Annotated in this window: 30 protein-coding genes and 1 tRNA gene; 13 read left to right on the top strand and 18 right to left on the bottom strand. The window is 60.2% G+C overall.

Annotated features, from left to right (window positions below; translation table 11 throughout):
- Nucleotides 1-68 precede the first annotated feature (68 nt).
- The gene (locus tag C7477_RS06920) at nt 69-1,076 is read right to left on the bottom strand and encodes an RluA family pseudouridine synthase (RefSeq protein ID WP_110750463.1); all 1,008 of its coding nucleotides are present in this window, start codon (nt 1,074-1,076) and stop codon (nt 69-71) included.
- A 108-nt stretch (nt 1,077-1,184) separates the two neighbouring features.
- On the opposite strand from C7477_RS06920, the gene C7477_RS06925 reads away from it, so the two are divergent.
- From C7477_RS06925 to C7477_RS06940, 4 genes are all read left to right on the top strand, one after another.
- A complete protein-coding gene (locus C7477_RS06925; protein WP_110750465.1) occupies nt 1,185-1,652 on the top strand; it encodes a hypothetical protein in 468 nt (155 codons plus the stop codon).
- A gap of 91 nt (nt 1,653-1,743) precedes the next feature.
- Nucleotides 1,744-1,819: transfer RNA gene (locus C7477_RS06930), tRNA-Glu, on the top strand.
- Between the two features lie 64 nt (nt 1,820-1,883).
- Nucleotides 1,884-2,108, top strand: a complete 225-nt coding sequence (locus C7477_RS06935; protein ID WP_110750467.1) for an amino acid transporter — start codon at nt 1,884-1,886, stop codon at nt 2,106-2,108.
- Nucleotides 2,109-2,322: 214 nt separating this feature from the next.
- Nucleotides 2,323-2,754, top strand: coding sequence for a Fur family transcriptional regulator (locus C7477_RS06940; protein WP_110750470.1), 432 nt, complete (start codon nt 2,323-2,325; stop codon nt 2,752-2,754).
- Between the two features lie 75 nt (nt 2,755-2,829).
- Here the strand turns inward: C7477_RS06940 and C7477_RS06945 are convergent, their stop codons facing one another.
- From C7477_RS06945 to C7477_RS06960, 4 genes are all read right to left on the bottom strand, one after another.
- Nucleotides 2,830-3,018 (bottom strand): DUF3329 domain-containing protein, encoded by a 189-nt coding sequence (locus C7477_RS06945; RefSeq protein ID WP_245411750.1) that lies wholly within the window; start codon nt 3,016-3,018, stop codon nt 2,830-2,832.
- Between the two features lie 52 nt (nt 3,019-3,070).
- On the bottom strand, nt 3,071-3,385 hold the full coding sequence (locus tag C7477_RS06950) for a hypothetical protein (RefSeq protein ID WP_110750474.1): 315 nt from the start codon (nt 3,383-3,385) through the stop codon (nt 3,071-3,073).
- 372 nt (nt 3,386-3,757) lie between these two features.
- Nucleotides 3,758-4,765 carry a sensor histidine kinase gene (locus C7477_RS06955; RefSeq protein ID WP_110750634.1) on the bottom strand — a complete coding sequence of 336 codons (1,008 nt, stop codon included), beginning with the start codon at nt 4,763-4,765 and terminating at the stop codon, nt 3,758-3,760.
- Nucleotides 4,766-4,990: 225 nt separating this feature from the next.
- Nucleotides 4,991-5,785, bottom strand: a complete 795-nt coding sequence (locus C7477_RS06960) for a response regulator (RefSeq protein ID WP_110750476.1) — start codon at nt 5,783-5,785, stop codon at nt 4,991-4,993.
- 304 nt (nt 5,786-6,089) lie between these two features.
- Between C7477_RS06960 and C7477_RS06965 the strand changes: the two genes are divergently transcribed.
- From C7477_RS06965 to C7477_RS06975, 3 genes are all read left to right on the top strand, one after another.
- Nucleotides 6,090-6,320 (top strand): NepR family anti-sigma factor, encoded by a 231-nt coding sequence (locus C7477_RS06965; protein ID WP_110750478.1) that lies wholly within the window; start codon nt 6,090-6,092, stop codon nt 6,318-6,320.
- A gap of 31 nt (nt 6,321-6,351) precedes the next feature.
- Complete coding sequence (locus tag C7477_RS06970) at nt 6,352-6,903, top strand: RNA polymerase sigma factor (protein WP_110750636.1); 552 nt, start codon at nt 6,352-6,354, stop codon at nt 6,901-6,903.
- A gap of 100 nt (nt 6,904-7,003) precedes the next feature.
- A complete protein-coding gene (locus tag C7477_RS06975) occupies nt 7,004-8,395 on the top strand; it encodes a sensor histidine kinase (RefSeq protein ID WP_110750480.1) in 1,392 nt (463 codons plus the stop codon).
- Here C7477_RS06975 and C7477_RS06980 read toward each other — a convergent pair whose 3' ends face one another.
- Both C7477_RS06980 and C7477_RS06985 read right to left on the bottom strand, forming a co-directional pair.
- Nucleotides 8,396-8,797, bottom strand: coding sequence for a hypothetical protein (locus C7477_RS06980; protein ID WP_146226073.1), 402 nt, complete (start codon nt 8,795-8,797; stop codon nt 8,396-8,398).
- Between the two features lie 41 nt (nt 8,798-8,838).
- Nucleotides 8,839-9,174 carry an ElaB/YgaM/YqjD family protein gene (locus C7477_RS06985; protein WP_110750484.1) on the bottom strand — a complete coding sequence of 112 codons (336 nt, stop codon included), beginning with the start codon at nt 9,172-9,174 and terminating at the stop codon, nt 8,839-8,841.
- Between the two features lie 99 nt (nt 9,175-9,273).
- Here C7477_RS06985 and C7477_RS06990 point away from each other — a divergent pair, with 99 nt between their 5' ends.
- Nucleotides 9,274-10,557, top strand: coding sequence for a glycerate kinase type-2 family protein (locus C7477_RS06990; RefSeq protein WP_110750486.1), 1,284 nt, complete (start codon nt 9,274-9,276; stop codon nt 10,555-10,557).
- 170 nt (nt 10,558-10,727) lie between these two features.
- Here the strand turns inward: C7477_RS06990 and purU are convergent, their stop codons facing one another.
- Nucleotides 10,728-11,582 (bottom strand): formyltetrahydrofolate deformylase, encoded by an 855-nt coding sequence (gene purU, locus C7477_RS06995; protein ID WP_110750488.1) that lies wholly within the window; start codon nt 11,580-11,582, stop codon nt 10,728-10,730.
- Nucleotides 11,583-11,823: 241 nt separating this feature from the next.
- Here purU and exbB point away from each other — a divergent pair, with 241 nt between their 5' ends.
- The 3 genes from exbB to C7477_RS07010 are packed head-to-tail and all read left to right on the top strand — an operon-like array spanning nt 11,824 to nt 14,113.
- Entirely contained in the window at nt 11,824-12,741 is a 918-nt protein-coding gene (exbB, locus tag C7477_RS07000) for a tonB-system energizer ExbB (RefSeq protein WP_110750490.1), read from the top strand.
- A gap of 5 nt (nt 12,742-12,746) precedes the next feature.
- Nucleotides 12,747-13,202 (top strand): TonB system transport protein ExbD, encoded by a 456-nt coding sequence (gene exbD / locus C7477_RS07005; RefSeq protein WP_110750492.1) that lies wholly within the window; start codon nt 12,747-12,749, stop codon nt 13,200-13,202.
- Nucleotides 13,199-14,113: a TonB family protein gene (locus C7477_RS07010; RefSeq protein WP_110750494.1), complete on the top strand. Its 915-nt coding sequence runs from the start codon at nt 13,199-13,201 to the stop codon at nt 14,111-14,113. The genes exbD and C7477_RS07010 overlap by 4 nt, the downstream gene beginning before the upstream one ends.
- Nucleotides 14,114-14,344: 231 nt before the next feature.
- On the opposite strand, the gene C7477_RS07015 is transcribed toward C7477_RS07010, so the two are convergent.
- From C7477_RS07015 to C7477_RS07030, 4 genes are all read right to left on the bottom strand, one after another.
- A complete protein-coding gene (locus C7477_RS07015; RefSeq protein ID WP_110750496.1) occupies nt 14,345-16,285 on the bottom strand; it encodes a MacB family efflux pump subunit in 1,941 nt (646 codons plus the stop codon).
- A 2-nt stretch (nt 16,286-16,287) separates the two neighbouring features.
- A complete protein-coding gene (locus tag C7477_RS07020) occupies nt 16,288-17,538 on the bottom strand; it encodes an efflux RND transporter periplasmic adaptor subunit (RefSeq protein ID WP_425373533.1) in 1,251 nt (416 codons plus the stop codon).
- A 236-nt stretch (nt 17,539-17,774) separates the two neighbouring features.
- Nucleotides 17,775-18,254, bottom strand: coding sequence for a dUTP diphosphatase (gene dut, locus C7477_RS07025; RefSeq protein ID WP_110750500.1), 480 nt, complete (start codon nt 18,252-18,254; stop codon nt 17,775-17,777).
- Between the two features lie 61 nt (nt 18,255-18,315).
- Nucleotides 18,316-18,786 (bottom strand): Lrp/AsnC family transcriptional regulator, encoded by a 471-nt coding sequence (locus tag C7477_RS07030; RefSeq protein ID WP_110750502.1) that lies wholly within the window; start codon nt 18,784-18,786, stop codon nt 18,316-18,318.
- A gap of 106 nt (nt 18,787-18,892) precedes the next feature.
- On the opposite strand from C7477_RS07030, the gene C7477_RS07035 reads away from it, so the two are divergent.
- The gene (locus C7477_RS07035; RefSeq protein WP_110750504.1) at nt 18,893-19,135 is read left to right on the top strand and encodes a DUF6356 family protein; all 243 of its coding nucleotides are present in this window, start codon (nt 18,893-18,895) and stop codon (nt 19,133-19,135) included.
- Between the two features lie 33 nt (nt 19,136-19,168).
- On the opposite strand, the gene mbfA is transcribed toward C7477_RS07035, so the two are convergent.
- Nucleotides 19,169-20,152: an iron exporter MbfA gene (gene mbfA / locus C7477_RS07040; protein WP_110750506.1), complete on the bottom strand. Its 984-nt coding sequence runs from the start codon at nt 20,150-20,152 to the stop codon at nt 19,169-19,171.
- A gap of 55 nt (nt 20,153-20,207) precedes the next feature.
- Here mbfA and C7477_RS18940 point away from each other — a divergent pair, with 55 nt between their 5' ends.
- Complete coding sequence (locus C7477_RS18940) at nt 20,208-20,357, top strand: hypothetical protein (RefSeq protein ID WP_181418367.1); 150 nt, start codon at nt 20,208-20,210, stop codon at nt 20,355-20,357.
- Nucleotides 20,358-20,359: 2 nt separating this feature from the next.
- On the opposite strand, the gene C7477_RS07045 is transcribed toward C7477_RS18940, so the two are convergent.
- From C7477_RS07045 to C7477_RS07065, 5 genes are all read right to left on the bottom strand, one after another.
- Nucleotides 20,360-20,608, bottom strand: a complete 249-nt coding sequence (locus C7477_RS07045; protein ID WP_110750508.1) for a type II toxin-antitoxin system Phd/YefM family antitoxin — start codon at nt 20,606-20,608, stop codon at nt 20,360-20,362.
- An 83-nt stretch (nt 20,609-20,691) separates the two neighbouring features.
- A complete protein-coding gene (locus C7477_RS07050) occupies nt 20,692-21,186 on the bottom strand; it encodes a GNAT family N-acetyltransferase (RefSeq protein ID WP_110750638.1) in 495 nt (164 codons plus the stop codon).
- Between the two features lie 2 nt (nt 21,187-21,188).
- Nucleotides 21,189-21,704 (bottom strand): GNAT family N-acetyltransferase, encoded by a 516-nt coding sequence (locus C7477_RS07055; RefSeq protein WP_110750510.1) that lies wholly within the window; start codon nt 21,702-21,704, stop codon nt 21,189-21,191.
- Nucleotides 21,705-21,710: 6 nt separating this feature from the next.
- On the bottom strand, nt 21,711-22,292 hold the full coding sequence (locus tag C7477_RS07060) for a helix-turn-helix domain-containing protein (protein ID WP_110750640.1): 582 nt from the start codon (nt 22,290-22,292) through the stop codon (nt 21,711-21,713).
- A gap of 121 nt (nt 22,293-22,413) precedes the next feature.
- A complete protein-coding gene (locus tag C7477_RS07065) occupies nt 22,414-24,585 on the bottom strand; it encodes a malate synthase G (RefSeq protein ID WP_110750512.1) in 2,172 nt (723 codons plus the stop codon).
- Nucleotides 24,586-24,653 lie beyond the last annotated feature (68 nt).

Genomic DNA, 24,653 nt, shown 5'->3' on the forward strand with positions numbered 1-24,653 from the left:
TAAATTTAAATTCGTATCAATGGAGCCCGGAGAAGACGGCAGGACAAGGTGTCCGACCTGCCGGCATTCTAATGTCCGTCATGGGCGCGAAACGCTTCCACCAGCTCGGCCATATCTTCCGGCAAGGGAGCTTCAAAGCTCATGATTTCATCGTCGGCGGGGTGGGCGAAGGTCAAGAGCCTGGCGTGCAGCGCCTGGCGAGGAAATGCGGTCACAACCTGTTTCAGCGGTTCGGCCAACTTGTTGGCCTTGGTCTTGAAGGCGGCGCCATACTCCATGTCGCCGATCAGCGGGTGGCCGATATGGGCCATATGCACACGGATCTGATGTGTGCGGCCGGTTTCTAGACGGCATTCGATGAGGGAGGCGACGGCCGTTGCGTCCTCCTTTGCGCCAAACTTCTCGATCAGCGAAAAATGCGTCACCGCATGGCGCGCGTCGTCACGGGCTTCGTTCACCACGGCCTGTTTGGTGCGGTCGCGGTGCGATCGGCCAAGATGGGCGTCAACCGTGCCATTGGTGCGGTCCGTGGTTCCCCAGACGAGCGCAAGATAGGCGCGCTCAAGATCGCCCGTGCGGCCATGGTCGGCGAACTGCTCGCTCAAATGCCGGTGGGCGCGGTCGTTTTTCGCCACCACCATGACGCCGGTCGTCTCCTTGTCGAGGCGATGGACGATGCCGGGCCGCTTGACGCCGCCGATGCCTGAAAGCGTATCGCCGCAATGGTGGATCAGCGCATTGACGAGCGTTCCGGTCCAATTGCCGTTGCCTGGGTGGACCACCAATCCGGCGGGCTTGTTGATGACGATGAGGTCGTCATCCTCGTAAAGGATATCGAGCGGGATATCCTCGCCTTCGGGTTCGGCCGGCTCTGGCTCCGGCATTTCCAGCGCGATCGCCATGCCTTCGCGCAGCTTGTGCTTGGGCTCGCGCACGGGATTTCCATCCACCGTGACCTGGCCATCGGCGATCAGCTGCTGGATGCGGCTGCGCGACAAATCGGGGGCGAACTGAGCCGCCAGCCACTGGTCAAGCCGCTTTCCGGCGGCGTCCGCATCGGCAATTAGCTCTTTCAATCGTCACTTCCCTTCGTTATCACGCGGCCCAACCGCATTATCTAACCGCGTGATCTTATTCCAAAAGTCTGGACCATTTTGGGATCATGCGCGAACTGGAGACATTCGATGCACCAGGACCGTTATCATCAGGAGTATCCTGATAATCAGAGTTATCCTGACCAGCATGCCTATCCGGGCATCCATCCCGCGGCCGAGCCTCCGCTCGATCCCGCCATGGAAAAGGTGCGCCGCAAGATGATGCGGCTTCTGGCGGTTTCCATCGGCATCATGCTCATCGGCCTTATGGCTGTCCTGGTGGCGGTTGTCTATAAGGTTACGCGTTCCGACGAGGCGGAAACGGCGCCGCCGCGTTCCGATATTCCGGGTGAGGCTGTCACCGCGCCGGTGGCTCCGCCTGCAATCATCGAATCGCAAGTGCCGCTCGCTCCCGGCACGCGCCTTCTGTCGCAGAGCCTTTCCGGCGATCACGTCTCTCTCGAAACGCTTCTGCCCGATGGCGGCACGGAAATCATCGTCTATGATTACGTCAAGTCCCGGATCGTCGCGCGGATGCGTCTTGGCGCTATCGAATAAGTTGGGCGCCATCGAATAAGTTTCATGCATTATTTTGCCGAATAGCCGTTGCGCTTTCATTCGAGCTTGGCTATATCGGCGCTCTGCCCGGGCGCCCATCGTCTAGCGGTCCAGGACACCGCCCTCTCACGGCGGGAACAGGGGTTCGATTCCCCTTGGGCGTACCAGCATTTTTCATAAATATAATGAGTTGGGTTTTTCCTGTGGGGCAGCTTAAGCTGGGGGAAGAAAATGGATGCAGTCGGCAATGAACGTACCAAGCTTACTGCAAACTATGCGAATGGGGCTGCTATAGCTATTTTCGCAGTCGGCTTTTTTGCACCTACGGTTTCCAGTCTTAATAGAGGCTGGAATGGGCATAACGATTCTTCTATATTTATCGGCGTGGTTTGTTTTTTCGTCTCACTTGGATTACATATTGTCGGGAGACGGATCCTTAAAGGATTAAAGCCATGACGACCACCCAACTTCTGACATTCTTGGTTGCGCCGGCTGGAGCTCTCTTGATTGGGCTTTTCCTGCTTTATATGACGCGTCATGATCGGGAGCACCTAGACCGTCACGGCCGTAAGACCGGCCAAAAGGCGCGACGGGCGCACTCATAAGAGGTCGTCCGTGACGGTAGCCGCAAATTTTGCAAAATCTTGTCAACTGGCGCATAATCGGCTCTATGGGAGCGATGAATCACAAGCCCGATTATGAGAAGGAATTGCGCGACGCCGGCATTCGGATCACCCGGCCCCGGCGCGTTATTCTGGATATATTATCCGCCACCGAGGATCATCCTGACGCGATGGAGATTTTTCGCCGCGCGGTATCCATCGACAGCAGCATTTCGCTCTCAACCGTCTATCGCACAATGAAATTGCTCGAAGAGCGCGGCGCCATCCATCGCCATGCCTTCAATGGCGGGCCATCGCGTTTCGAGCAGGCGAGCGGTGCGCATCATGATCATCTCATCGATATCGAAACCGGCGATGTCATCGAATTTCACTCAGACAGCATCGAGAAGCTGCAGGAGGAAATCGCCCGTTCGCTCGGCTATGACATCGTGCATCATCGGCTCGAACTTTATGGGCGAAAGCGGAAGACAGGGCAGTAAGGCAGTAGGGGAATAGGGCAGTATGTTTTTGAAACAAGCGGTTTTTCTAACATATTGCCCTACTGACTTACTGCCCTATTCCCCTACCTTGTATTTCCACAGATAGATCCACGCGCCATAAACCGCCATGCCGGCTGTGAGCGTTCCCCAGAAGGCGTCACCTCTCACCCACTCAAAAATGCTCCAGGCCGCGCAGAAGGCGACAAGCGCAATGCGCCGCCAGAGTGGGTCGAGGAAGGGATGGGAAGCGGGGTTTCGGTTCAAGATTGCCTCACAATTAATGATGTGAGGCATTTCTAGTGCAATCCTGTTCCTATTACGAGCCTGTGGTTTGAGTTTCCGCCGTCACGGCGGGGTCTTCATGTTCTTCGCGGATCGTCACCTGCAATTCGTCGTTCTTGTCGATTTCCCAATAAACAGCGGCGTCGCGTTCCATCATTTCAGGATCGACCTCGACACATTTTCCGTAAGGCCTCGTGCTCTCGGCGGCGAGGTTATCCATTGCCGGTTTCAATTCAGCCTTGCATGTCGCTATCGTCTCATAAGAGACGGTCGGCGCCGGGCGTTCGTTGCAAACGACCAGATCGTTCGAGCAAGAAATCAATACCATGATGGCAGCCAGATGTTGCATGGGCTCAACTCCTTTGACGGAATAAACGGAGATACCAACCTGGTAGTTCCGTTTTCATCGAAAGGCCCTTCCTGGGGCGGGTATGCTACAGGTCCCCAGTGTAGAAAACGCTTGCCGGATCGTGAAAAATTTAAACAAAAATCTTTTTTGCTGGAACCTTCGTTCTCGTATTCCGTTTGGGTCGCAGGATGTCTGGCGCACCCCGCCCCCCTCACGAAAAAGCCAGGCATCGGTCGCGAGTCCCCCTAACGCTTGCGGCCACTGCGCGCCCATGGTTGCCCAATGCCATGGAGACGCGAAATCAGGATCGCCATGGCGTTCCGGCACAAGACCGGCCCGTGGCGATCCTTCTTTTTCATCCTGCCTGAGAAGCTAAAGCTCAAAATGAGAGCGGGGCACGTCTAGCGCATACGTCACGCTGTCCTGCTCGATGCGGTAGGTCGCGGTTCCATCAACCGATATAGGCACGATGCGCTCCAGAACGGCGCTGCCGAAGCGGGCGTTGGGGTTTTGCCCTTTGAGCGAGCCTGGAATCTTCTCATCCCATTTTATGCAGAGCGACATGCGATCCGTGCCGGCATTCTCGAACCTGCCCGAGAGGGTGACTGTGCCTTCGCCGTTCGATAGCGCCCCATAGGCGGCGGAGTTGACGATCAGCTCATGAACCGCGAGACCTATATGGAGGGCGGCGCCGGGAAATATGTAGGGATCGGCGCCGGAGAGCGTGAAGCGCGGATCCCCGATGTCGATATATTTCTGCATCTGCGAGTGGACGAGTTCGTGGAACCGGGCGCCCCGCCAGTTGGAATCCGTCACCAGATCCTGCGAATAGGAAAGCGATTGTACGCGCCCGCGGAACTTCGCGAGGAAGCCATCGATCGTCTCCGTGTAGCGAGCGGTCTGCATGGCGATGCTCTGGATGATCGCGAGCAGGTTTTTCGACCGGTGGCTGACCTCGCGCAGCAAGGTTTTCAGCACCTGCTCGCGTCGTTTCAGCTCGGTTATGTCCACGCCGGTGGTCACAACGCCGATGATGACGCCGGCATCGTCGCGGTCGCTGTCGATGGAAAGCTCGAACCAGCGGGACTGTTCGCCATGCGGCAGGCAAATCTCCACGCGCGTTGGCTCGCCGGTTTCCAGCACCCCTTGCTTGGCCGCCGCGAGCCTGGCCAGCATGGCCTCCTGGACCAGCTCATGGTCATAGACACCGACGCGCCATTGGGCGCTCCATGCCTCGGGGAGATTTTCCGCCCAGACATAAGCGAGATCCGCGGATTGGTAGAGCACGAAGACGTTGCTGTTATGGATGGCTCGAAGCAGCGAGCGCAAACGCACGGCGTCTTTATACTCCGACTTGTCGGAGAGCAGGGAGGCGCCCATCATCAGAGCCCGGCGCCAACTACGCCGCCCGTGCGGTAGCCTGTCTTCGCATGGCGCGCTCTTCGTGGTGCCATTCCAACATCGCCGACTGCAACGCCGACGCTCCCTTTCCATATGTCAGGCCCGAAACGCCGGAAAGGGGAGATTAGTTCCTTTTTGAGGGAATGGTGAGCAGCGAGCAGTGAGATAGTGAGCAAGATGGGTTTTTACTGCTCACTGCTCACATCACGCAGCCAGTTTCGATTTCTCCTCGAAGAACAGTGCCTGGCTGATGAGCGCCTTTACCATTTCCGGATTGAACGGCTTGGTGACGAGGAATGTCGGTTCCGGGCGTTCGCCGGTCAGAAGCCGTTCGGGGAAAGCGGTGATGAAGATCACCGGTATGGTGTTCTGGCCGAGAATGTCGTTGACTGCATCCAATCCTGAACTTCCGTCGGCAAGCTGGATATCGGCGAGCACCATGCGCGGCCTGGCGGATTTATAATGCTCGACCGCCTCCTGTCTCGTGCGTGCTATTCCGACAACCTCATGGCCGAGACTTTCCACCATTTGCTGGATATCCATGGCGATCAGCGGTTCGTCCTCGATGATCATGATCCTTGTAGCGACCTGCCGCGAAATCTCCTGTGAGGCATGCGCCAGCAGGGCGGCAAGCTCTTTTTCTGAAACATCGAGGATTTCAGCGGCCTCCCGCTCGCTGAAGCCTTCCACGGAAACCAGCAGGAAAGCCTGTCGCGCTTTAGGCGCCATCACGGCGAGATTGGCTGCGGCGCGTGCTTCCCAGGCGAATTCCGAAGTTGTCGCCGGAACACGCACGGCGGTCGATTCGAACATGTTGGAGAAAAGCCGATAAAGTCCTATCCGGTCGGAGGATGTTCGCGGAAAGATCGAAATATCCGCGATCAGGGCTTCCAAAGTGGCCGCTACATAGGCATCGCCGGAAGCCTGCGAGCCGGTCACAGCGCGCGAGAAGCGTCGCAGATATGGAAGGTGTGGCGCTATACGGGTGGACAAGGACATTTGTTTGAGCTCCCTTCAGTCCGCTAAAGCTTTGGTTGTCGGCAAGTCCCGCTGAACGGAAAACCGTGTCACCCTATTCCTGGACTTGCTTTAAACTCACGGCACAGCCGTTATTAAACGCTGCGGGAAGAAAAAAGTTCCGCATTAATGGAACTTTTTGCGCTATCGAGCATTATAAGAACGAAATGCGGCATAAACATGCGCCGCAATTGTTTTACGCAAGCGTGTTATAGAAGTTCGGGTGGCTGACGGTGCGCTCTTTTCCCGGACTTGCTTCACACTTCTAAGGAATGGCTGGGACAAAATGAGCGAGAAAGGCAATCTTCGTCCGCGAGGGAAGCAAAGCTCGGGCGAGAAGCATCCGGGCGCCCGAGATGAACTGGGACCCAATAGCGAGATCGGTTCAAAGCTGAGGGCCCTTTACACCTCGATCCAGGAAGAAACCATTCCCGACAGGTTTCTCGATCTTCTCGAAAAGCTCGATCGGGTGGAGCGTGGGCAGGGATGTGAATCCACTGTGCCCGCCATGGAGTGATGGCATGCAAAATAGCGCCCAGGACGCCGGCATGGACCCCGGTTCGACCGAGTTCAAAAGGGAATTGCTGCAGGCGCTTCCCAGCCTGCGCGCCTTTGCGGTTTCGCTCATCGGCCAGCATGACAAGGCGGATGATCTTGTCCAGGAAGCCATCATGAAGGCATGGGCCAAGCAGGATTCCTTCGAGATGGGAACCAACATCAAGGCCTGGCTTTTCACCATCCTGCGCAATGAATTCTACAGCCAGATGCGTAAGCGTGGTCGCGAGGTGCAGGATAGCGAGGGCGTTTTTACAAACCAGCTAGCCGTGCCGCCGGCGCAATATGGCGCGCTCGATCTGCAGGATTTCCGCAAAGCCCTAGAGCAACTGCCCGCCGACCAGCGCGAGGCGATCATCCTCATCGGCGCATCCGGTTTCGCCTACGAGGAAGCTGCGGAGATTTGCGGCTGCGCGGTGGGCACCATCAAAAGCCGCGTCAGCCGCGCGCGGGCACGGCTTCAGGAATTGCTCGGCGTCAACGGTCAGTCTGATTATGGTCCCGACGCCCTTTCCGCGCCGGTGACGACACGCTCCTTCGCGTGAAAACCGATCCGGCCTTGAACACATCCAAGAATGCGGGGTTTCGCTTTTCGTTTGCAGAAGCGTATAATCCGATCCTGTATGGTTCCATCTTGCGGGTCAGATGAACGAAACTTCGCGACAAGTGCCAGAACCTCGAACGCGCGCTGCTTATCGGCGACAACTCGCCGTCATCATCTCGCTGTGTCTGGTGCTGTTGACGGCGACATCCACCGTCATTCTCACGCGTGGCATCAACTATCAACTTGCCGACGTTTCCAAAACGTACCAACTCATCCAGCAGGCCAGCAAAACGCTATTGCTCGTCACCAATATGGAGACCAGCCAGCGCGGTTATCTCCTGACGCTGGAACGCTCCTATCTCGATCTCTACTACGCGGCCTCGCTCTCCATCGATGAATCGATGAGCCGGCTTGCCAGCATGGCGCGGGGGAATCCGCCGCAGGAGGAACGCGTACGGGAGATCGAGGCGCTTACCACGCAAATCCAGGGCGGGGTGAGACAAACGGTTCAGCTGGCGGTAGAGGGCCAGCTCGGTAAAGCGCTGGAGGATATTCGTAGTGACAAGGGCAAAATGGACCAGTTGCGCGAGACAATCCGCAATTTCATGGACGAGGAAGACCGGCGGCTCATTCAGCGCAATGACAAAATAGACCGTACCCGCGACTGGCTGACGATCGCGTCTCTCGCCGCCCTCACCAGCGCGGTGATGCTTGCCTATTCCCTCCTCAGCCGGGTGCAGCGCTATGTGCGGCTGCTCAGCGAGGGGCAGAGCGCGCTCCTGTCGGAAAACGTGCTTCTGGAGGAGAGGGTGCAGGAGCGCACGGCGGAACTGGAGAATGCGCGCGCGGTCGCCGAGCGCGAGCGACGGCGGGTCGAGGTGTTGCTGCAGGACAGCAATCACCGTATCGGCAATTCGCTCGCCACCGTTTCCTCGCTTCTCAGCCTGCAGCTGCGCGAGGCGACCAATGAGAATGCGCGGCGGGTGCTGATCGCCGCGCGTGACCGCGTGCAGACGATCTCGACAGCGCATCGCCGCCTGCGGCTGGGTGACGACCTTGAAACAGTTCGCGCCGATGAATTCCTGCAGGCGGTCGTCGAGGATATTACGACCGCGCTTGTTCCGGGCGGAAGAATCAAATTCGAGACCGCGTTCGCGCCACTCAATCTCAACGCGCGCGATGTTACTACCATCGGCATCATCCTTGGCGAACTCGTCACCAATGCCGTCAAACATGCCTTTCCCGATAATCGGGAGGGCATTGTCTCGATCAGCTTCGGGCGCGGCGAGGACGGCGTTCTGGAGCTTGCCGTCGCCGATGACGGCGTCGGGCAGGGGAAGGGGAAGGGCAAGCGGGGAAAGCGCCAAGGCCTTGGAATGCTGGTTATCGAACAGCTCTGCCTGCAATTTGGTGATGCGCCGCATTACAGCAACAACGGCGACGCAGGCACACGGGCGGTCATCCGGTTTCCCTCGCTTGAAGTGCGGGGTTGATCATTCCTGACGACGGCGGTTCTTCGGGGTCCCCTCGCCATTGAAGAGAAAGGCATAGGCCGCCAGACCAATGATCGGCATCGCCGCGGCAATCAGCGGACGCTTCATTAGTTCAGGTAGCACGGCAAGGGCCGTTGCCGTCAGCACCGCCGATCCATCCACTCGCGTGTGCTCCCGTACCTGCCGGCGCCGCCTACGCGCATCCAATATTTTGATGGCGATGAAGCCGATGAACGCCAAGGCGAAGCAGCCGAGCGCGACAAATAGCGCGGCGTGAATATCGCCAAAAGCGCGGGCGAGCGCCAGATAGATCGTCGCCAGCAGAAAGATCACCCCCGTCAGCACGAAGAATGCGATGGCGGAAAGCAAGGCGGTCTTGCGTGTTATTTGCCGAATTGCCACGCCTGCTTCGCTGCCCAGGAGTGGAAGAATAAGCCGCAGCATCAATGGCGACGCGCCATCAGTGCCAGCAGAAAACCCACTCCCGCCGCCGCCGCGATGGTTGCCAGCGGGCGTTCGCGGGCTGATTGGGCAAGCTGGTCGTGAAGCTCGGAGACGGTGTCCTCACCGGTGCGGCGCGCGCTGTTATAGGTTTTTGCCGCGCTGCGTCTGGCGTCGCGCACCTTTTCCGTTCCTAAATCCGCGATAGCGGCGGCAAGCCCGGCAATATCTTCCTTCAATCGTGTTACCTGATATTGCAGATCGTCCGCCGCATCCCCGTTGGAGCCATTCCTGAGGACGTCCTCGGCTTGGCGGAGGGTGGTCGATACACGAGCCATGGTATCTCTCCTTGAAATAGAGGCCAGATTGTTCTGAGGTAACGGCTTATCGCCGGTTCGGTTCCAAATTTCGGGCCGATTCCGGGAGGGAGGAGCGCAATGACCATTACCGATTCAAAAGCCTTTCTGGCGTCTCTTTTCAGCGCAGCGGTCGCCGCCGCCGATCCGGAGCGTGTGATTGCCGCCAATTTGCCACTGAGACCGAAGGGGCGCACCATCGTCATCGGCGCGGGCAAGGGGTCTGCGCAGATGGCGCGGGCGTTCGAGCGGGCGTGGGAGAGGGCGGGGAACGGGCCGCTCGAAGGGGTGGTGGTGACGCGTTATGGGTATGGCGCGGAATGCCGCGATATCGAGATCATCGAGGCGGCGCATCCGGTGCCGGACGAGGCGGGGCTTGCCGCCGCCAAGCGCCTTGTCGATGCTGTTTCGGGGCTGACGGCGGACGATCTGGTGGTGGCGCTGATTTCCGGCGGCGGCTCGGCGCTTCTGCCTGCGCCGCCTGATGGCATGACGCTGGAAGACGAAATCGCCGTCAACAGGTTGTTGCTTGCCTCCGGCGCGCCGATCTCGGCGATGAATATCGTGCGCAAGCATCTCTCCACCATCAAGGGCGGCAGGCTTGCCGCAGCCGCCCATCCGGCGAAGGTGGTTTCGCTCATCGTCTCCGACATACCCGGCGACAATCCGGCCTTTGTCGCCTCGGGGCCGACTGTGCCCGATGCGACGTCGCGCGAGGATGCGCTGAAGGTGATCGAGCGCTACCGGCTGCAATTGCCTGAAGCCGCGCTTCGGCACTTGCAAAGCGAGGCGGCGAATGCGCCGCGGCCGGACGATCCGCGCTTTTCAGGCCATGAGACGCGGGTGATCGCCTCCGCCGCCGTTTCGCTGGAAGCGGCTGCGGTTGAAGCCCGGCGTCAAGGTGTCGAGGCGGTCATCCTCTCCGATGCTGTTCAAGGCGAGGCGCGCGAGGTGGCGCATGTTCATGCGGCGATTGCCCGGGAGGTGCTGATGAAGGACCGGCCGTTCCGGAAGCCGGTGGTACTGCTTTCCGGTGGCGAAACCACGGTTACCGTGCGGGGCAAGGGCAAGGGCGGGCGCAATACGGAGTTTCTGCTCTCCTTCGCGCTCGATATAGACGGCACTGAGGGCATCACCGCGCTCGCCGCCGATACGGATGGTATCGATGGATCGGAGGACAATGCCGGCGCTTTTGCCGACGGCACGACCGCCGCGCGGCTCATCGCGGCGGGGAAGGATGGCGCGGCGCTGCTGGATGGCAATGACGCCTGGACGGCTTTCGATGCGGTGGGGGATTTGTTTGTTACTGGACCGACGGGGACGAATGTCAATGATTTGCGGGCGGTGTTGGTGAAGGGCCGCTGAGCGAATTGCCCCTCACCCTTACCCTCTCCCCGCGAGCGGGGCGAGGGGGACATCCACGTTGCCGCCGCCTTCTTCACCCATGGTGCAGAAGAAGCGAAGACATTCCCACCTCTTCCTTCTCCCCGTGTGCGGGGAGAAGGTGCCGGCAGGCGGATGAGGGGCATTCCACTTCACCCAAACACAATCGTCTTATGCCCATTCAGCATCACCCGGCTTTCCAGATGCAGCTTGACGGCGCGGGCTAGCACGCGGGCTTCGATGTCCCGGCCGGTGGCGACGAAATCGTCGGCGCTCATGGCGTGGGTCACCCGTTCCGTCTCCTGCTCGACAATCGGCCCTTCGTCCAGATCGGGCGTCACGTAATGGGCGGTAGCGCCAATCAGCTTGACGCCGCGCTCATGCGCCTGATGGTAGGGCTTTGCCCCCTTGAAAGACGGCAGGAAGGAGTGGTGGATGTTGATTACCTTGCCGTAAAGCCGTTTCGAGAGATTGTCGGAAAGCACCTGCATGTAGCGAGCCAGAATGACGAGATCGGCGCCGGTTTCCTTGACGAGCGTGATGAGTTTTTCTTCCTGCTCGGCCTTGTTGTCCTTCGTCACCGGCCAATAATGAAACGGGATGCCTTCCCATTCGGCGGTGCGGCGTGAATCTTCATGGTTGGAGACGATGGCCGCAACTTGCGCATTAAGCCAGCCGACGCGGATCTGGTAGAGCAGGTGCAGCAGGGCATGGTCGAACTTCGATACCATGACGATGATCTTCGGCAGTCGCGCCTGATCGACGATCGCGGTTTTCATGCCGAAGCGCTCGATCGCAGGCTTGATGCCGCGTTCGATATCATCTTTCGACACGCGGTCAGGCGCGGTAAAAGCGATGCGCATGAAGAAGCGGTTGGTCTGGCGGTCCCAGAACTGGTTGGACTCAGCGATGTTGGCGCCGATGGCCGCCAGTTCCGTCGTCACCGCCGCTACGATCCCCGGCCCATCCTCGCATGAAAGGGTCAATATGTAGGAATGGTCGGCCATGGGTCCTCCGGATACGCAGACTTTGCTTGGGTCACAATAGTTCGGGCGGGTGAATCGCGTTGCCGCAAAAGCGAAGCGGGACGGTCGCTTTTGGGCGTTGGGTTACAGAGGAACGGTGCCGGCTGCAAGCTTCCACGAAAAAGCAAACTGTCTTGGGCTAAACACAAAACATGACTTGCGCTATCATGTTATTGTTGGTTAAGAGTTTCCGCAAAATCTAGAGATCGAAGAGGCGCGAGACATGTTCAAGGCGAAGCTCATTGCGGCATTCGGGTGCTTGGCGATCATCTTACTTCCGATGGCCGTTTCAGCACAAACGGAACCGGTAGCGCAACAGCCTGATATCACTGCCCCCGCGCAATCTACCGCGCCAGCCGCGCAGCCTGCGCCCTTCCAGGCTCAGCCCATGGCGACCGCCGGGGACGAGGGCGTGAAGATCGAGTTGCCGCATGATCTCTCGCCTTGGGGCATGTTCATGGCAGCCGACTGGGTGGTGAAGGGCGTCATGCTCGGCCTTGCCTTTGCCTCGCTCGTCACATGGACTGTCTGGCTCGCCAAGTCGCTGGAGCTTGCCGGCGCGCGGGTGATGGCCAAGCGGGCGCTGAAGGAAATCACCGAGGCGAGAAGTCTCAACGACGCCTTTCGCGCGCTGCATGCCAGGAAGGGCACGGGCGCGTTGCTGGTGCGCGCGGCGGAAGAGGAAGTGCGGCTTTCAGCAGGCGCGGTCAAGGGCCATGGCGAAGGGCTGAAGGAACGCGTCGCCTCGCGCCTTTCGCGCATCGAGGCGGCTGCCGGGCGGCGCATGTCGAAGGGCACCGGCATGTTGGCCACCATCGGCTCCACCGCGCCATTCGTTGGCCTTTTCGGCACGGTCTGGGGCATCATGAATTCGTTCATCGGCATTTCGGAGGCGCAGACGACCAATCTCGCCGTTGTCGCGCCGGGCATCGCGGAAGCGCTGCTCGCAACCGCCATCGGGCTTGTCGCGGCTATCCCGGCGGTGGTGATCTACAACGTTTTTGCCCGTTCGATCACCGGGTACCGCCAGCTTCTGGCCGATGCGTCGGCGGGCATTGAGCGCCTGGTGAGCCGCGATGTCGATTTCCGCGCTGCTGGCATGATGCCTGCGGCACACGAGGTTCGGGCGGCGGCGGAGTAAGGGCGATGGCTGCAAGGATACGCGAAGGCGGCGGCGACGATCTGGAGGAGAACCACGAGATCAACGTGACGCCCTTCATCGACGTCATGCTGGTGCTCCTGATCATTTTCATGGTGGCGGCGCCGCTCGCCACCGTCGATATCAATGTCGATCTGCCGGCTTCCGCGGCAACGCCGCAGCCGCGACCGGACAAGCCGCTTTATGTGACATTGAAGCAGGATCTGTCGCTCAATGTCGGCAATGATGCCGCGACGCGGGAGACGCTGGGGGCGACGCTGGATCGCCTGTCGCAGAACAACAAGGATACCCGCATTTTCCTGCGCGCCGACAAGGCGGTGGGCTATGGCGAGTTGATGAATGTGATGAATGCGCTGCGTCAGGCGGGCTATCTGAAAATAGCGCTGGTGGGGCTTGAGACCCTCCCCACCGCGCCCGCAGGGGGAGGAGCCACCGCGCCATGACCGCTTACCCCCCTGAATTGCCGCAAGGCCACCCCCCGATTCCACCCCAATCCCCCGATCCGCAGCGCACGGGCTGGCGTGATGCGGCGCTCTGGGGCGGGGCAGGACTTGTCATGCTGATAGCGCATGGCGCGGGTGCTTATGCGCTCCGCGAATTGCAGCCTGTTGCGCAGACAGACGGCGCGGCGCCCCCGGCCATCATGATGGAACTCGCGCCGGAGCCGATGGCGCCCATCGCGGAAGAAGCCCCCGCGCTGGTGCCTGAGGAGGAGACGGAGGAAGCCTCGGAAGAAGCGATAGAGCCCGAGCCTGATGTGGTCGAGCCGGTCGAGGAACTGCAGCCGGAAACGCCGCCGCAGGAGATCGCGCAGGCGGAGCCGGTTCCGGAGATCGAGCAGCCAGAGATGGAGCCGGTCCCCGACGTTGTGGAGACGGAAAAGCCGGAAGTGGTCGCGCCGAAACCGGTTGAGAAGCCGAAGGTGATCGAAAAGCCGAAGCAGGAAAAGCCGAAGGTTGTCGAGAAGGCCAAGCCGAAGAAGGTAGAAAAGCCCAAGCCGGTAAAGAAGCAGGCCGCCGCGCCGCAGGTGGATGCGACGGAGGGGGCGAAGGTTGCGGCGAACCGGAATAGCGAGACCGCTGGCAGTTCGGGTGCAGAATCCAAAAGATGGCAGGCCAAGGTTTTTGCCCACCTCAAACGATATGCCAAACGCCACGCGCCGGAAATTACGGGCAGGGTTTTTATAAATTTCAGCTTTGATTCTTTGGGTAATGTGCTTTCGGTGCGCGCGTCATCTAAAGATCCGGCCCTTGATAAGGTCGTGGAAGGAATCGTACGCCGGGCCTCACCCATTGCAGCACCGCCGCCGGCGGTCACAGGGCGGGCGTTTGCTGTTCCTTTCGAGTTTAAGTAAAGGCACGGTAGCTGATAACAGCACTCAGCGCCATAACACCCCCCTCTGCCTTGCCAGGCATCTCCCCCTCAAGGGGGGAGATTGGCTGACACAGCCCGTCCGGCTTCTTCTGCGACATTTGCGATTGGTACTGAGCGTCTATGAAGGCGTAATCTCCCCCCTTGAGGGGGAGATGGCTGGCAAGCCAGAGGGGGGTGAGAGGAAGCGCGCCAGTGCTTTTCGTTAAATCACCTACTCCGACGACAACGCCACCGCAGGCTGCAGCCTCGATGCCTTTCGCGCCGGCAGGAAGCCGAAGATAAGCCCCGTCGCAAAAGCGCAGGCGAAGGCGAGGGCTACCGGGCCGATGCTGAATTCGATCGGGGCGCCGAGATAGCGGGCGAGGACGCCGATGCCGAGGCCCAGCGCTACGCCGAGCGCGCCGCCGATGGCCGAGACGGTGAGTGCTTCCGTGATGAACTGGATAAGGATGTCTCGCCTGCGGGCGCCGGTCGCCATGCGGACGCCGATCTCGCGGGTGCGTTCGGTCACGCTGACGAGCATGATATTCATGACGCCGATGCCGCCGACGAGCAGCGAAATGGCCGCCACGGAACCGAGAAAAAGCGTCATCGTGTTCGACGTTTCGGTCACCGCCTCGCGGATGGAGGACATGTTGGTGATCATCGTGTCGTCGGCATTGTGCCTGGTGTCGAGCAGCGCCTGGATTTGATCTTGGGTAGCGTTGATCAGGCTCCCGTCCTTGACCTGCACGGTGATGGTGCGCACATGCTTGTTGCCGAACAGCCGCAGATTGGCGGTGGAGAGCGGCAGGATGATCACATCGTCCTGGTCGTTGCCGCCGGGGCCGGCGCCCTTCGATTCCATCACGCCGATGATCTGGAACGGGATCTTCTGCACGAGGACATATTTGCCGATGGGATCGGCGCCATCGGGGAACAGCGTCTTTGCCACCGTCGTTCCCAGAACGGCAACCGGCGCATAGGTGGAGACGTCTTGCTGGTTGATGAAATCGCCGCGTTCCACCTTCCACGATTTCGCTGTGGTGAAGGCGGGAATCGTGCCGTCGGCCTGCGATTGATAATCGACATTGCCATAGCGCAACGTCACCGCTCCCGTAACCTCAGGTACGGCGGCAGCGACATTGGGCAATTCCGCAATGGCGTCCGCGTCCTCCGGCACGAGCGTGACGATGGAGCCAGACCCTCGGAAGTTGGCCATGCTGGGGCGGATCAGCAGAAGATCGGATCCCATCGCGTTGATGCGGTCGAGGATGGATTTCTGCGCACCCGAGCCGATGGCGAGCATGGCGACGACGGAGCTGACGCCTATGATGATGCCGAGCAGGGTCAGGATGGTGCGGAAGAGATTGGCGCGAAGCGCCCGCAAAGCCATTTTCACCGCTTCGGTAAAATCCGCGATTGCCGCCACGCCGCCGTTTGAAACCTGCTTCAGTTTTTCCGACGCGACCTCATTAGGAGCCCGGCGCTTGGTGCGGTCGGACAGGATATGCCCGTCGCGGATTTCGATCAGGCGGTCTGCCTGTTCGGCGACTTCCCGCGCATGGGTGATGACGATGATGGTATGACCCTCGGTGTGCATCGAGCGCAGGAGCGCCATAACTTCCTCGCCGCTCTGGCTATCGAGGGCGCCAGTCGGCTCGTCGGCAAGGATGATGCGGCCGCCATTCATCAGTGCGCGGGCGATGGAGACGCGCTGCTGCTGTCCGCCGGAAAGCTGGCTCGGGCGATGGTCCAGCCGGTCGCCAAGCCTCAGCGACGTCAAAAGCTCCGCGGCGCGGGCCTGGCGCTCAGCGGCGGGAGTGCCGGCATAGATGGCCGGAACCTCGACATTCTCCTGCGCGGTGGAGGTGGCGATGAGATTGTAGCTCTGGAAGACGAAGCCGAAGGTGCGGCGACGCAAGGCGGCCAGTTCGTCGGCTTCGAGGCCAGATATGTCTTCGCCATCGAGCAGGTAATGGCCGCCGGTGGCGCTGTCGAGGCAGCCCAGAATGTTCATCAGCGTCGATTTGCCGGAGCCCGACGCGCCCATGATGGCGACAAACTCGCCTGCCTCGATATCGAGCGAGATCCCGTGCAGCACCTCGACCGAGAGATCGCCGTTGAAATAGGTCTTGCTGATGTTCTCCAGCCGGATGAGCGGGGCGGTCATGCTCAGAACATCCGCATGCGCATGCCGCGCGAATTGCCGCCTTGTCCGCGCGCTGCTGCGCCCGCATCCGTGGTCACGATTACGCGGTCGCCTTCCTTGAGGCCGCTTTTGACCTCAGCCTGGACGCGGTTGCGGAGGCCTATCTCGACAACGCGCTCTTCGGTGCCGCCCAATGCGCTGACGACTTTCACGGTCGTTTGCGGCTTGCCATCCGGTCCGGGCCTGGTGCTGAGGGCGGCGGTGGGCACGAGCAGGACATTCCTGGCCTCGCCAATAACGAAGTAAACCTGCGCGCTCATATCGACCATCAGTTCGCCATCGGGGTTGGGCGCATCGAAAAGGGCGTAATAGAGCACGACATTGTTGGTGGTGTCGGGCTTTGGCTTGATCTGGCGCAACGTGCCGGTAAAGCGTTTGCCCGGCTGGCCGAGCAGGGTGAAGTAGCCCGGCATCCCAACCCTCAGCTTGCCGACATCGGCTTCGGATACCTGCGCCTCCACTGTCATGGTCGAGAGATCGGCGACGGTGACGATGGTTGGGGTCGACTGGTTGGCATTGAGCGTTTCGCCCTCCTTTGCCGACTGGTCCACGACGGTGCCGTCCATCGGCGTGTAAATCTTTGCGTAGCCGAGATCGACCTTGTCGCCCGCAAGCTGGGCTTCCTGCTTGCTGATTTGCGCTTGAAGCCCCTTCACGTCGGCTTCGGCGGCGGCAAGATCGGCAACGGCTTGATCGACGGTGGCCTGGCTGACGCCACGCGTCGCCAACAGCGCTTTCTGTCGCGCCGCATTGGCGCGCTTCAGCACAAGCTGGGCTTGCTTGCTCTGGAGCTGGGCCTTGAGATTATCGAGCTCCGCACTGCTGATCGCCACCTTGGTTTCGATCGAGCGGGGGTCGATCTCGGCGATGAGCTGGTTTTGCTTTACCTTGTCGCCGACCTCGACCAGAACCGATTTGAGCTGGCCGGAAACCTGCGCCCCGACATTGACATCCTTGACCGGCTTCAACTTGCCCACGGCGGTAACCGCATTTTCGATATCGCCACGCGTCACCGGCTCGGTGAGGTAGGTCGCGCTTGGCTCATTTCCCATGCGGGGAGAAAGGGCGAGGCCGATGCCCGCCGCCAGCACAACCGCCAGCGCCAGCCACGGCCAGATGCGCCGCCGCCGCTTGCGGCGGGTGGTCATGCTGCCTGGAAACATCGTGGCTTGCGCCGGTTTCTTGTCATTGGGCTGAGGAGTGGTATGGGGCATTTATGGGATTACCGTTACGATCAAGCGCAAATCAAAAAACATGATCCGCCAAGCCATATGTATGGCGGATGAACTGAAATCATACTTACAAATTGTTAAGATGAAGAATGCCCCTCATCCGCCTACCGGCACCTTCTCCCCGTGAAGAACGGGGAGAAGGAAGACGCGGCGACGTCAATGCCCCCCTCTCCCCGTTTTTACGGGGAGAGGGTAAGGGTGAGGGGCAATTTGCCGTCTCAGGCCGTGCCGGTAGAGCCGAAACCGCCTGTTCCCCGCGCGGTGTCGCCGGCGCTCTCGCGCTCCTCGACGATTGCCCGCGCCACCGGCGCGATGACCGCCTGGGCAATGCGCATGCCGCGCTCGATGCGGAAATCATCGTCACCCAGATTGATAAGCAGCACCTTGATCTCGCCCCGATAATCGGAATCGATTGTGCCGGGGGTGTTGAGGCAGGTGATGCCGTGCTTGAAGGCGAGCCCTGAGCGCGGCCTGATCTGCGCCTCGTAACCGGCGGGCAATTCGAAGACGACCCCGGTGGGAACCAGCGCGCGGCGACCGGGCAGAAGCACGATCTGCCGGTCTTCCGGAACAGCGGCGCGCAAATCCAGCCCGGCCGAGCCGGCGGTTTCATACGAAGGGAGTTCAAGGCCCTCACCATGCGCAAGACGCACGATGCCGAGACGCGGAGCGGAATGGGGTTCTGGCAGAGTAGACATGGGGGACCCTTTCACCACCGGAGTAAATCATTGATCTCAATAAGGGCGCAATAAAGGATCGCTAACGGATTTCCAATGGCACGATGGTCGTTTCCTTGATCTCCTCCATGACGAAGGAGGCGGAGACATCGGAAAGCGGCATTTTGGCTATGAGGCGTTGATAAAGCCGGTCATAGGCTTTCACATCGGCCACGCGGGCGCGCAGCACATAATCGAGATCGCCGGTCATGCGATAGGCGCCGACGATTTCCGGCAGCGTGGCGACGGCCTCACGGAAGCGCTTCAGCCAGTCCGGATCGTGGTTCGAAGTCCGCACCAGAATGAAGACGGAAAGGCCGAGGCCGACGCGGTCCGCATCGACAAGAGCCACGCGGCCGGTGATGACGCCTTCCTCCTCCAGCCGCTTCACGCGCCGCCAGCAGGCATTGCGGGAAAGATTCACGCGCTCCGAAAGCGCATCCACTGACAGGGTTCCGTCGCGTTGCAGTTCGGCGAGGATTCTCCGGTCGAGTTCATCGAGTTCTATGGCCATGTTGGGATGATTGTCCCAAATCAAGGCTGATATCAAGGATAAATTGGGACGAATTGCGGAGGTTAGGCGCTAGACTGTGTGAGAGATATCAATGGGGAGAATAGCCATGACAAACCGCATCACACATCTTTTCACCGACCACCCGGCATCCGTCGACGAGAGCTATTTCGAGCACATGGCCTTTGCCGCAAGCTTTTCGGCGAAGCTCTTCGCCGCCGCCTGTGCTGCGATAATCCACGCATTTCTGCCTTTCCTGTTTGAAACGACGGCGAGCCGGATCGTGCGTGAGCTTTACGAGCGGACGCATAACCGGGGCACGGCGAACGCCGGCTTGCGCCAGACGAACTAGGGCAAGGCGACATCAATTTAAAAAATGAGGTGCTCACGCATTTCCAATGAGCACACCTGCTGCGAAAACCAGCGCGCCGCCGAGCACCACCTGAAAGGCGGCGCGCAGGAACGGTGTCTCCATGAAGCGGTTCTGGATATAGGCGATGACCCACAACTCCACGAACACAACGGCGATGGCGATGCTCGTCGCCGTCCAGAAATGCGGGATGAGGTAGGGGAGGGCATGGCCGAGGCCGCCCAGCGTCGTCATCAGCCCGTTGGCGACGCCGCGTTTCCATGGAGAGCCGCGACCGGAAAGTTTGCCGTCATCATGTGCGGCTTCGGTGAAGCCCATCGAGATGCCGGCGCCGATGGAGGCTGACAGGCCGACCAGGAAAGTGGACCAGGTGTTCTGCGTGGCGAAGGCGGCGGCGAAGATGGGCGCGAGGGTGGAGACCGAGCCGTCCATCAGCCCGGCGAGGCCCGGCTGGATATAGGTGAGCAACCGCTGCCGGCGTTCCGTTTCGCGTTCTTCCTCCCTCACATCTCCCGGCGTGAGCTTGAGGCCAAGGCGGCTGGCGAGTGATTCATGCTGCTTTTCCTCCATGGCGAGATCGCCAAGCAGCTTGCGGGTCGATGCATCGCTTACCCGCTTGGATGCCTCGATATAGAAGCGGTAGGCCTGATCCTCCATCGCTTCCGCCGTCTCTCGCACTTTGTCTATGCCAAGCGGGCGGACCAGCCAATCGGGCTTGCGCTCATAATAGCCGCTGACATGCTCGCGCCGGATCAGCGGGATACGCTCGCCGAAGCGTTTGCGGAAAAGGGAGATGAGCCGCTCGCGGTGCCCGTTTTCCTCCGCCGCCATCTCCTCGAAAATCTTCGCCGTCTGGGGGAATTCATTCTTCAGCCCGTCGGCATAGGAGAGATAGATGCGCCCGTCATCTTCCTCGGACGAGATGGCGAGCGCGAGGATTTCCTGCTCGGACAGCGAGGAAAAGGGGCGACGCCCTGTGCGGAAAAAGCGGCTGAGCATTTGGCGGGTCTCTGTTTAGAATAATTCTAAACTAATATCCAGCTGGGAAATGTCAATGCCGAACGTCTCGCTGCGCGGCGATCTTGTAAACCTCGTCGTGATCGCGTTTACCGATTGCAATAACCACGACAAGAATTTCCACGTCGACTACTTCGTAGACCAGCCGGCTTGCACCAGTCTTTTTCAGCATCTTCCAAAAACTTGAGCTTATAGCTCATCAAGGCTGACCGCGATCTCTTTCTGTCCCTTGCGGGCATCGGCAATGGCGTTGAGTTCCATGTCCTCCAATCGGTCCAGCAGCGCCTCATAGGTGCTGGCAGGAATGCAATAAAATGCCGGTTCATTCCGGTTGAGAATGGCAACCGCCGCACCTTCGCCGGCGGCGACGGTCCCCATCGGGTTCTTTTTCAATTCCGAAATGCTGGCCGCAATTTCAGCCAAGATAACGTGCGGCATTCGACCACTCCAAGCCTTTTAAGAGTGCTATAAATAGCTCTCTTAAAAGGTCTTATCAAGGGGGCGCGGCTACAACGGCATCATCATAAAATCCGCTGCATGAAAACAAGGTCGAGCCACCGGTCGAATTTGCGGCCGACTTCGGCCAGGCGTCCGGTTTCGTTGAAGCCGAGCGAGGCATGGAGTGCGATGGACGCGGCATTGCCGGCTTCGATCCCGGCGATCAGCACATGTACGCCGCGCCGCTTTGCCTCCTCGATCAGTTCGGTCAGGAGAAGACGGCCTATGCCGCCGCCACGCGCGGTCTTGTCGACATAGACCGAGAGTTCGGCGGTGTGGCGATAGCCGTCGAAGGCGCGAAACGCGCCATAGCTGGCGTAGCCGATCGTCCGGCCGTCGCGCTCGGCAACGAGGACGGGGAAGCCGGCTTCCGTGCGCGTCTTCAGCCATGCGCGCCGGTCTTCGAGATCGACAAGTTTCTCGTTCCAGATGGCGGTCGTGTTTTCCACGGCATCATTATAGATGGCGAGAATGGCTGGCAGATCGGCTTCGGCCGCATGGCGGATGAGGGGCATGATTTCTAGATACCTTTGTAAAAGAGGGTGGTGGCGCAGTAGCGGCCGTCCGGGAACAGGGCGTAGTTCGGGATGATCCCGGCCTTCTTCCAGCCGAGACGGGCATAGATCGCTTCGGCCGGGCTGCCGGTGGCGGTATCGAGGCAAAGCAGGGTCTTGCCGCGTTTGCGGGCTTCCGTTCCGAGGCTTTCCATCAGTTGCCGGGCGAGGCCCAGACCGCGCGCCTTGCGGTGGACGAGCAGTTTTTTCACATCGGCGCGGTGTGGCTGGTTCGGCATTTGCGCCATGCCGATCTGCACCGTGCCGACGATTTTGCTTTGATGCTCCGCTATCAGGAGCACCGTGCTGCCGGCCTCGACCTCGGATGCGACACGCGACCAATATGACAGGCCGTCATCCGGCGAGAAGGGCATCATGAACCCGACGGACGCGCCGCCGTTGACGCAATCGGAGAGAATTTCGGCGAGGGCAGGGAGAGCTGCGCGGGTCTCATTTGCATCAAGGACTTTGATCATGGGTATTCTCTTCTAGAAGCCGGAGCGCCGTTCAAGCACGATGGCGTAGCGGGCCGGGGTCTTTGCGGGATTGTGAAAAGTTACGCCCGCCATCAGGGGCATGAACAGGCAATCGCCGGGGTGAAGCCGGTATTCCGTCTCGCCGACTTTCATTTCCATCTCGCCGGCAAACAGCCACATGTGCTGGGTGATGCCGGCATTGGCGGTCTGCGGGGCGAAGGCGACGCGGGCGCCGGGCGGGAATTCCACTTCGATCAGATCGACATTCGAGCCGGTGCCTGACGGTGAAACCGAGCGGCGGATATAGCCGGTGTCGGGATCGCGCCAGACGGGCTGTGCATCGCGGGCGAGAAAGGGCGAGGCGGGTTGTTCGGCATCAGCGAAGAAGGCCGAAAGCGATGTGCCGAGCGCGGCGCAGAGCCGTGCCAGCAATTGCGCCGTAGGGCTCGTCTCTCCGCGCTCGATGCGCGAAATCATGGCGCGGCTGACGCCGGAGGCGTCGGCGAGTGTGTCCAGCGTCAACCCTTGCGCCAGACGCTGGCGGCGCAGGTTTTCGCCGATGGCATTGTCCAAATGGTCGATGTCGTTTTCCATCATGTTAGAATAATATCCACTATGATGGAGTCAATGGGAGCGTGTCGGGTAGAGGAAAATAAAAAAGCGGCGGGATTGCCCCGCCACTTTCTCGTCAATCAATCTGCTTGTGAAATCTCTCTCAGCCCTTCGCCTTCAGCTCCAAGCGACGGGCGTGAAGTACCGGCTCGGTATAGCCGTTCGGCTGCTCGCGACCTTTGAAGACGAGATCGCAGGCGGCCTGGAAGGCTACGGAGTTGTCGTAATCGGCGGCCATCGGGTGGTAGTTGGGGTCGCCCGCGTTCTGTTTGTCGACGACAGCGGCCATGCGCTTCATGGTTTCCATCACTTGGCTCTCGGTGACGACGCCGTGGTGCAGCCAGTTGGCGATGTGCTGGGAGGAGATGCGCAGCGTGGCGCGGTCCTCCATCAGGCCGACATTGTTGATGTCGGGCACCTTCGAGCAGCCGACGCCCTGGTCGACCCAGCGCACGACATAGCCGAGGATGCCTTGCGCATTGTTGTCGAGTTCGTGCTGGATGTCTTCCGGCGTCCAGTTGGGCCGGCTTGCCACGGGAACGGAGAGAATATCGTCAAGCTTGGCGCGGGGGCGGCTCTTCAGCTTTTCCTGCACTTCGGCGACATCAACCTTGTGATAATGCGTGGCGTGGAGCGTTGCCGCCGTGGGGGAGGGTACCCAGGCGGTGTTGGCGCCGGCCTTGGGGTGGGCGATCTTCTGGTCGAGCATCGCGGCCATCAAATCGGGCATCGCCCACATGCCCTTGCCGATCTGCGCATGGCCGGAAAGGCCGCATTCGAGGCCGATATCGACGTTCCAGTTTTCATAGGCACCGATCCAGGCGGCCTGTTTCATGTCGCCCTTGCGGATCATCGGGCCTGCTTCCATCGAGGTGTGGATTTCATCGCCGGTGCGGTCGAGGAAGCCGGTGTTGATGAAGACCACGCGTTCTCTGGCGGCGCGGATCGCCTCCTTCAGGTTGATCGTGGTGCGGCGCTCCTCATCCATGATGCCCATCTTCAGCGTGTTGGGCTTCATGCCGATGAGTTTTTCGACGCGGGCGAAAAGTTCGGAAGCGAAGGCGACTTCTTCCGGCCCGTGCATCTTCGGCTTGACGATATAGACGGAGCCCGCGCGGGAATTCTTGCGCCGTCCGTTCGGGCCGACATCATGCAGAGCGATGAGGGACGTGAAGGCGGCGTCCATGATGCCCTCAGGGACTTCGTTGCCGTCCGCATCAAGAATAGCGGGATTGGTCATGAGGTGGCCGACATTGCGGATGAGCATGAGCGAGCGGCCGGGCAGGGTGAGGGGCGCCCCGTTCGGCGCGGTATAGTCCCGGTCGGCGTTGAGGCGGCGGGTGATCTTGTTGCCGCCCTTCTCGAACGTATCCTCCAGATCGCCCTTCATCAGGCCCAGCCAGTTGCTGTAGACGGCGACCTTGTCCTCGGCATCGACCGCAGCGATTGAATCCTCGCAGTCCTGAATGGTGGTAAGCGCGGATTCGAGCACCACATCGGCAATATGCGCCGGGTCGGACTTGCCGATCGAATGGGCGGCATCGATGACGATCTCGGAATGAATGCCGTTCTTGACCAGCAGAACTGCGGAAGGAGAGGCTGGCTTGCCGCGATAGCCCGCGAATTGGCCGATATCCATGAGACGCGTGGTCGAACCATCGGCAAGGGTGAGGGTGAGAACGCCATCTTCCACGGTGATGCCGGTAACATCCGCCCACTTGCCGGATTCGAGCGGCGCGCTGTCATCAAGAAACGCCTTGGCCCAGGCAATGACTTTCTCGCCGCGCTTCGGATTATAGCCCTTGCCGCGTTCGGCGCCGTCGGTCTCGGAAATGGCGTCGGTGCCGTAGAGCGCGTCATAGAGCGAACCCCAGCGGGCATTGGCGGCATTCAGCGCATAGCGGGCATTCATGACGGGAACGACAAGCTGCGGCCCGGCGGTGACGGCGATTTCAAGATCGACATTTGCAGTTGAGACGGAGAATTTTTCGCCCTCGGGCAGGAGATAGCCGATCTCCTTCAGGAAGGCCTGGTATTCGTCTTGCGTAAAGCCGGTCTCACGCTTCGCCTTGTACCAGTCATCGATCTTCGCCTGAAACGCATCGCGTTTTGCAAGGAGTTCACGGTTCTTCGGCGCAAGGTCGGCCACGATTTCCGCAAAGCCGGACCAGAACGCGGCAGGCTCGACGCCGGTGCCGGGGATCGCCTCGTTGTTGATGAAATCATAGAGTTCGTTTGCGACCTTCAGGCCGTCGATCTCGATGCGTGCGCTCATGGCAGCTACTCCTCGTTAATTGTGGGTAGGGTTGAAACCCACGCTGAGAGTTTCGTCAATCCGTCAAA

It is taken from the genome of Paramesorhizobium leguminum (assembly GCF_003217235.1).
In the GTDB taxonomy this organism is placed as follows: Bacteria; Pseudomonadota; Alphaproteobacteria; order Rhizobiales; family Rhizobiaceae; genus Paramesorhizobium; species Paramesorhizobium leguminum.